We start from the raw sequence: 3,967 nt of genomic DNA, 5'->3' as shown, positions 1-3,967 counted from the left end.
CCGACCCGGCCAGCCAGGAGTACTCCACCCTCGGCGGCAACGTCAGTGAAAACGCCGGCGGCATGCGGGCGGCCAAGTACGGCATCACCAAAGACTACGTCATGGCGATCCGCGCCGTCCGCCCCAACGGCGACATCATCCGCGCGGGCAAAAAGACGATCAAGGACGTGGCGGGCTACAACATCGCCGGCATCCTGATCGCCAGCGAAGGGACGCTGGCCGTCATCACCGAAATCACACTGAAACTGATCGCCAAACCCAAACTCAAAAAGACCGCCATGGGGATCTTTCCCAGCGTCGAGAGCGCGATGGAGGCGGTCTACAAGACGATGGCCAGCGGCGTGACACCCGTGGCGATGGAGTTTCTCGACAATCTCACGATCCGTGCCGTCGAAGAGAAGTTCCACAAAGGGCTTCCCGTCGACGCCGGCGCCATCCTCATCACCGACGTCGACGGCAATCTGCCCGAAGAGATCACCTATCAGATGGATGTGATCGAGCGCGTCTTCCACGAAAACGGCTGCATCGAGTTCAAGAAAGCCAGAGACGAAGCCGAGTCGGCCGACCTCTGGTTCGCCCGCCGCAACGCCAGCCAGTCGATCACGATCTACGGCTCCAAAAAGATCAACGAGGACATCACGGTCCCCCGTTCGGTCCTGCCCGAACTGCTGCGGCGCATCAACGACGTGGCCCTCAAATACGACGTGAAGGTCCCCTGTTTCGGCCACACGGGCGACGGCAACGTCCACACCAACGTCATGGTCGACGGCTCCGATCCGAAACAGCTGGAGATCGGCCACAAGGCGATCGAGGAGATTTTCCGCATCACCGTCGATCTGGGAGGCACCCTCAGCGGCGAGCACGGCATCGGCCTCTCCAAGGCCCCCTTCATGCATCTGGCCTTCACCGAGGAGGAGATGAACCTCTTTCGCGACATCAAACGGGCTTTCGACCCCAACAACATCCTCAACCCCGGGAAGATGGCGCTGTAACGATGGGTGAAAGGTGAACGGTGAAGGGGGAACGGGGAACGGGGAACGGGAATCGGGAATCGGGGAAAAAAGATTCCATCTCCATCCCCCATCTGGCAAAAGATATCTACTGCCGGATCAAAGAGTTCTACGACCCCGACATCCCCTATTACGCCGCGAGCCTGAGCTTCTACACGATCTTCACGATCATTCCGCTGCTGCTGGTGAGCTTCTCCATCATCGTGCGCCTTCCCAACTTTGCCGAACAGTACGAAAAGATCAAGAGTTTCATCTTTTCCAATATCATGCCCACCTCCCAGGAGACGGTCTCACAGTACATCGACACCTTTCTGGCCAACACCTCCAAACTGGGAACTATCGGCTTCATCTTCATCATCGTCGCCTCGATCATGTTTTTTCAGAACTACGAATATATCGTCGGCAAGATCTTCAGATCGAAGCAGAAGAGTTTCTGGAGCGCCCTGACCACCTACTGGACCCTCATCACCCTGGGACCGATGGCCCTGGCCGCGTCGATCTACCTCTCCGTCAAGGTCCAGAAGCTTCTGGACAGTTCGCAGTACACCAGCGGCATCGACTTTCTGGCCCTTTTCCCTTTCCTGATCATCTGGATGCTCTTTTTCGTCACCTACAAGATCTCGACGACGGTGATCATCCGGTTCAAGGCGGCGCTGATCTCCTCCTTTTTCGCCTCCCTGATCTGGTTCATCGGAAAGAACATCTTCATCTACTACACCGTCCACACCAAAACCTACACGACGGTCTACGGCTCTTTCAGCGTGCTGCTCTTTTTCATGCTCTGGATCTACGTCTCGTGGATCATCTTTCTCTATGGCCAGAAACTATGCTATCTGCTCAACAAGGTATACGAAAAAGAGCAGCATAAGCCCCGTCTGCACATAGAGTGCTCGCCGCCAGCGCACGGCGCCAAGAGTGACGAGTCCAAAAAACGCAAGGAACCATAGCGGCGTCGACACCTCCGCGACACGCGCCGCATCAGGCCACCGCAACAGCTCCATCACCGCGGCGTCCGTCACTCCGCCCAGACCGATCAGATGCAAGAACATAGCAAGCGGATAGAAGAGAGAAAAGAGGATCGTCAGTAGAGGCGAAACACACTGAAAAGGGGTGAACGTCCCGAAAAAGAGATGGACCACCGGAAGCATCGCCAGATAGACGTAGAGATTGAGAGAGACAAACGAAAGCCACCTGGGCCAGTGCTGCGTCCAGCGAAGATAGAGATAGATGAAAAAGACCCCGGCCACGGAGAGCCAGAAACCGATGGAGAAGAGCAGAGACGGAAAAAGCGCCACGAGTGCCACGGCACAGACGGCAAGGAACGTGAAAGAAAAAAGCTCGATACCCCAAAGCAGCGCCAGCCAGCCGACGACCAGCATGGCATAGGCCCTAAGAAGCGAAGGCGGCGATCCGGTAAAGAGCAGATAGGCCCCCAGCGCTCCCACGGTGAGAAGTCCCACATCCAGCAGTCTGTGCCGCCAGGGGAAAAGACGCCGCTGCAGAGGTCTGTAGAGCAAAGAGAGCGCCCCGTAGAGAATGGCCCACAAAAGCCCCATGTGAAAACCGCTCAGGGCCAGCAGATGGTTGACCCCCAGCAGTGTCACCCTTTCACGCAGCGACGCGGAGACGGGGAGCGCCAGAAAGAGCGCTCCGTAGAGTTCCTGCATCCAGGGTTCTCCATGCTGTGAGGTGATCCTTTCGTAAAGCCGCATCCGGGAAGATCTCTCCGCGTTGACACGCAAAATGGCGGAGGGAAGATAGGGAGTGGTCAGATAGTCGAGGAACGAAACCTTTTTGGGAAAGAGCAGAACCGAGAGGTTTCGCCCTCGAAGGTTTTTCAGAGGTTCTCTGGAGGTGGTGTAGAGTGCGCGGCCCTCTTCGGTTTCGAGTTTCAGCACTTCGTATTGCCGCCCCGCTTTGCGTTTGGTGTACTGCATCAGAACGTCGGCATGGGTAAAAATCTTTTTCTGGGAGACGAACTCTCTGTAATCGTGGTAGTGCCACCCGAGGTTCAGAAGAAAAACGAGGAAAGAGAGGGCCAGAAAGATCGCCCACTCCCGGCGACCTTCGATCAGAGGGGGTTTAGATAGGCGGAAGCTCAATTTTCGTTTCGGCCCCAGTATCGATGTCGCTCTGTTCGTAGACCACTTCGACCGGCACGTATCCGGCGTCGACGAAGCGGGTAAAGCGCTTCTGGAACTTCAGCTCCACGATCCCCGTGGGACCGTTCCGCTGCTTACCGATGATGATCTCCGCATCCTCCTCCTCTTTTTCGTGGAAGGTCGATTTGTACTCTTTGCCCTCGGCCCGCGCCTTCATCTCCTTCTCCTTCTCCTCACGGATCCGGTAGACGTCGTCGCGGTAGACGAAGAGAATGATGTCGGCATCCTGCTCGATGGCGCCCGACTCCCTCAGGTCCGATAGCATCGGGCGCTTGTCGGCCCGCGCCTCCAGGGAGCGGTTGAGCTGCGAAAGGGCGATGATGGGGATCTCCAACTCCCGGGCCAGCATCTTCAGCCCCCTGGAGATCTCGCTCACCTCCTGGTGGCGGTCTTTGTTGCTGCCGCTGCTCATCAGCTGCAGATAGTCGATCATCGCGATCCTGATCTCGGGATGGTGCGATTTGAGTTTGCGGAGCTTCGCCCTGACCTGATGGATGTTGAGGGTCCCCTCGTCGTCGACGAAGAGCTTCCGGCCGCTGAGCCACTCCACCGCCTCGGAGAGCCGCGTCCACTCCTCGTCGGTCAGGTTTCCCACCCGCAGATCCTGCAGCGCGATGGAGGTCTTGGCCGAAAGCATCCTGAGCACCAGCTGCTCGGCGGGCATCTCCAGGGAGAAAAAGGCGACACCGTCGCCGTTCTCGAGAGCTTTGAGCGCCATGTTGAGCGTAAGCGCCGTCTTTCCCATCGCCGGCCTGGCGGCGACGATGACCAGGTCCCCTTCCCCGAAGCCCGACG

Annotated in this window: 3 protein-coding genes and 1 pseudogene; 2 read left to right on the top strand and 2 right to left on the bottom strand. The window is 57.8% G+C overall.

Annotation, left to right across the window (positions count from 1 at the left end; all coding sequences use genetic code 11):
* Both Q1K23_RS08340 and Q1K23_RS08335 read left to right on the top strand, forming a co-directional pair.
* On the top strand, nucleotides 1-992 hold a 992-nt coding region (locus Q1K23_RS08340; RefSeq protein ID WP_300363758.1), incomplete at its 5' end, for an FAD-linked oxidase C-terminal domain-containing protein.
* 20 nt (nucleotides 993-1,012) lie between these two features.
* Nucleotides 1,013-1,957 (top strand): YihY/virulence factor BrkB family protein, encoded by a 945-nt coding sequence (locus tag Q1K23_RS08335; RefSeq protein WP_300363756.1) that lies wholly within the window; start codon nucleotides 1,013-1,015, stop codon nucleotides 1,955-1,957.
* Here Q1K23_RS08335 and Q1K23_RS08330 read toward each other — a convergent pair.
* Both Q1K23_RS08330 and Q1K23_RS08325 read right to left on the bottom strand, forming a co-directional pair.
* Nucleotides 1,916-2,677, bottom strand: a pseudogene (locus Q1K23_RS08330) (ComEC/Rec2 family competence protein); the annotation flags it as partial. The gene Q1K23_RS08335 and the pseudogene Q1K23_RS08330 overlap by 42 nt on opposite strands.
* A 415-nt stretch (nucleotides 2,678-3,092) precedes the next feature.
* The coding region (locus tag Q1K23_RS08325) for a DnaB-like helicase C-terminal domain-containing protein (protein ID WP_300363754.1) at nucleotides 3,093-3,967 on the bottom strand (875 nt) is incomplete at its 5' end.

It is taken from the genome of Hydrogenimonas sp. (assembly GCF_029933015.1).
In the GTDB taxonomy this organism is placed as follows: Bacteria; Campylobacterota; Campylobacteria; order Campylobacterales; family Hydrogenimonadaceae; genus Hydrogenimonas.
Note: the sequence above shows the minus strand (reverse complement) of the source record. Positions and strands in the feature narration are given on the sequence as shown.